This window comes from Nonomuraea antri (assembly GCF_013283785.1).
GTDB lineage: Bacteria > Actinomycetota > Actinomycetes > Streptosporangiales > Streptosporangiaceae > Nonomuraea > Nonomuraea antri.
In genome coordinates this window covers 1-2,793 of sequence record NZ_JABCPZ010000463.1, presented here as the reverse complement: position 1 = coordinate 2,793, position 2,793 = coordinate 1, and the positions used below count along the sequence as shown (strand labels likewise).

Genomic DNA, 2,793 nt, shown 5'->3' with positions numbered 1-2,793 from the left:
CCAGCAGGGAGCGATCACCGTCTGGTGGCGGAATTACCGATCAACAGATCCTTCACCGCACTCAGGCTGCGGGAGCACGTGGGCTGATTCGTACTTCCAGATCGGCGTCCAGAGCCTTGGCCAAGCGTTCGAGTACCGGCAACGTCGGAACGGTGCCTCCCGCTTCGAAGCGGGCCACTGCCGACTGCGTCATGTCGGCAGCGCGGGCCAACTCACTCTGGCTCCACCCGCGGGATTCTCTCATCTGCCGTACTGCCCTGCCGAGTTCGAAGGCAAGACGAGTCGCATCGTATGCCTCGGCCGCCCCCGGCTCCGACAGCCGTCGATCCCGGAGAGCAGCCCAATCGGTCCGCTCGGTCATTGCCACTCCTCATCCACCGAGTGCGCCTCGTCCTCTGCATCGGTACAGCGCCCGGCTCCACGCAACAGTTGCCGCCTATTCCGTGTCCTTAGGATGTCGAGGTGATGCGTAGATCACCCAGACGATCCGAACGTCGTCATCAATGACATACCGCACGCGCCCACCGCTCGTGACCTCGAACTCCCACTGCTGCAGATCCTTGCCGTTATGACGATGGGTTGCGAGGTCGCCACGCAGACGATGTTGCCGATCATGACCGGCGCCCGTACGAGGATCAAGCTGCAGGGTCTCGAAGCATCGACGCGTATTGGCCAAGGCGTGGCGGCAGAGCTCTTCCCAGCCCCGGACGGCTTCACTCGTGCCGAACCGAACGTCCCACTCGCCAGCTGCAGGCGGAACGGTGACCCGGTCACCACGCTTCGGGCTCATGTGAAGACCTGTACTGGCCCGAAATCGCCGCTCGTGGCCCTACGGGCCTCGGCGTGGTGAGCGGGATCCGCCTTGATTCTGGCCGTGGCCCGCCAGCCTACTATGACCTCTTGCGTGGTGGCATCGACATCCAACTCGGCGGCATCGGAGAGCGCTTCAACCAGTTCCAGGGTGAAGGCGCGAAGTTCATCCGAAGTGAGGTGACGCACCCAGGGAAAGACGTCCGGCATGGCCAGGACCAGCGCGCGCGCAGTGGGATCATGCTTGATCAGGGCGAGGAACAGCCGGGACGCGGTCGTCAGTGTCCGATCGCGCTCCTCCTCACGGTCGGCCGCAGTCAGATAGAAGTCGGCAGCGTCACGATGGGTTACCCGCACACGTCCTAGGCGCGTCGCACGCTCTGCGACGGCCCGGGGGTTCCTGGACAGATCGGAGAACGTGACAGCGTCGGCATGGCTCGCACTCACTCCTTCAGCGTATATCAGAACACAATCTGATGTCGGCCAAACACGGGATCGGCCTGCAGGTCTTCCAAGGTGCCTGCGATTATCGCACGATGAGCTCGCTGGAGTGGACGGACATCGGCGCGCGCGTTCGCGAGTCCCGGCTGGCCATGCGGCTCTCCCAGGGGCAATTGGCCGAGCTGACCGGTCTCGACCGGACCATGGTCAGCAAGATCGAGGCCGGCACGAGGCGTCTCGACGCGCTGGAACTCGTACGACTCGCCCGAGCACTCGATCTGCCCACGGGTCATTTCCTCAGCGCGTCCCCGGCCGTCATGCCTCGCCGTCCGCCACTGGCCGAGGACCCGGCGTCGCCTGCCGCGCAGGTTTCCTACCGCCTGGATGTAGCTCTCGCCGACTGGATTCGGGAGATCCGGCTCATGGTTTCCCTCGGGGCGCTGGAACTCGTTCCCATCAAGCGGTACGACGGCAAGGTCGATGGGCCGGCGGGGGCCGCGGATGCCGCGCGGTGGCTGAGAGCCGAACTGGATGTGAGGCTCGCACCCATCGAATCGCTCGCCGGTCTGTCCGAACGGTGTGGTCAGTTCGTCCTGGTGACCGAGCTTCCCGGAGAAGGCGCTTCGGCGATGGACGGTGACGTGGCCGCGGCAGTGGTCAGCATCAGCGGTGATCCCGGGCGGCGGCGAACCATTGCCGCCCATGAGCTCGGGCGCCTGATACTGGGCGACGAGTACGCCGCCGACCTGGGCGTGGGGGCCTCTTGTGAGGCTGTGATGGACGCCTTCGCCGCCGAGCTTCTCCTGCCGGTCGAGGTGATCCGGCGTGTTGCGGCATCGACGGCCATCACCAGAGCCGAGTTGGTACGTCTCGCGGCGGAGTATCGGACGTCCTGGAGTCTCGCGCTGCGGCAGGCGAGAGCCGCCGAAGCGATCGACCAGAACGAGGAGAGGAACCTGCGGGCCCGTCCACCGACCTCCGCCGAACTCAGAGATGCCGTGGGCTGGGCTCCTCAGCCGGATTTGGACAAGATCCGCGTTTCTCCAGCCTTTGCTCACGCGGTGATGACGGCGTACATGAACGGCCGAATCACCAGTCATCGGGCTCTGGAGCTCATGCACGGACAACTCGAAAACGAGACCGACCTACCTCCGATGGCCGAGACGGATGAGCGCCCGTGACCGAGCCGAGGCATTGCGGAATTCGAGTGGCTGCTGATCCACCCTGACGATTCGGTCGAAGAGCTCATCGCTTTCGACGCATGGAGCCGACTACTCGGGACCAGCGACGATTGCGACAAGGGCGAGGCCGGCATCCTCGCCGACGCGGCACCGCCGCACTGTCGCCGCAACCACACCGTCGCCACAGCCCAGATACGTGGATTGGTCGCTCTCTTGGATGCCAGGCAGGCGGGCTGGGTCTTCAGCGCTCGATGCCGACCCCGCTGGCCGACATCACCTCGATCCATCCCGCCGATCGGCATCCTGTTGACCCCTCCCGCCGGGCAGGGGCCGGGGGAGCGCGAGGGGGACGGCAGTCCCC

General features: G+C 65.5%; 4 protein-coding genes. 1 reads left to right on the top strand and 3 read right to left on the bottom strand.

Annotation, left to right across the window (positions count from 1 at the left end; translation table 11 throughout):
* Positions 1-61: 61 nt before the first annotated feature.
* The 3 genes from HII36_RS54430 to HII36_RS54420 form a co-directional block, all read right to left on the bottom strand.
* A complete protein-coding gene (locus HII36_RS54430) occupies positions 62-361 on the bottom strand; it encodes a helix-turn-helix domain-containing protein (RefSeq protein ID WP_173531252.1) in 300 nt (99 codons plus the stop codon).
* A 75-nt stretch (positions 362-436) separates the two neighbouring features.
* Positions 437-790, bottom strand: a complete 354-nt coding sequence (locus HII36_RS54425) for a hypothetical protein (protein ID WP_173531251.1) — start codon at positions 788-790, stop codon at positions 437-439.
* Positions 787-1,257, bottom strand: coding sequence for a hypothetical protein (locus tag HII36_RS54420; protein ID WP_173531250.1), 471 nt, complete (start codon positions 1,255-1,257; stop codon positions 787-789). Before HII36_RS54420 ends, HII36_RS54425 begins: the two co-directional genes overlap by 4 nt.
* Positions 1,258-1,286: 29 nt before the next feature.
* Here HII36_RS54420 and HII36_RS54415 point away from each other — a divergent pair, with 29 nt between their 5' ends.
* Entirely contained in the window at positions 1,287-2,432 is a 1,146-nt protein-coding gene (locus HII36_RS54415) for a helix-turn-helix domain-containing protein (protein ID WP_173531249.1), read from the top strand.
* Positions 2,433-2,793: the final 361 nt, after the last annotated feature.

Excerpts from the sequence above, each read along its gene's own strand:
- HII36_RS54430 (WP_173531252.1), bottom strand. The coding sequence starts at position 361 with ATGACCGAGCGGACCGATTGGGCTGCTCTCCGGGATCGACGGCTGTCG.
- HII36_RS54425 (WP_173531251.1), bottom strand. The coding sequence starts at position 790 with ATGAGCCCGAAGCGTGGTGACCGGGTCACCGTTCCGCCTGCAGCTGGC.
- HII36_RS54415 (WP_173531249.1), top strand. The coding sequence starts at position 1,287 with ATGTCGGCCAAACACGGGATCGGCCTGCAGGTCTTCCAAGGTGCCTGC.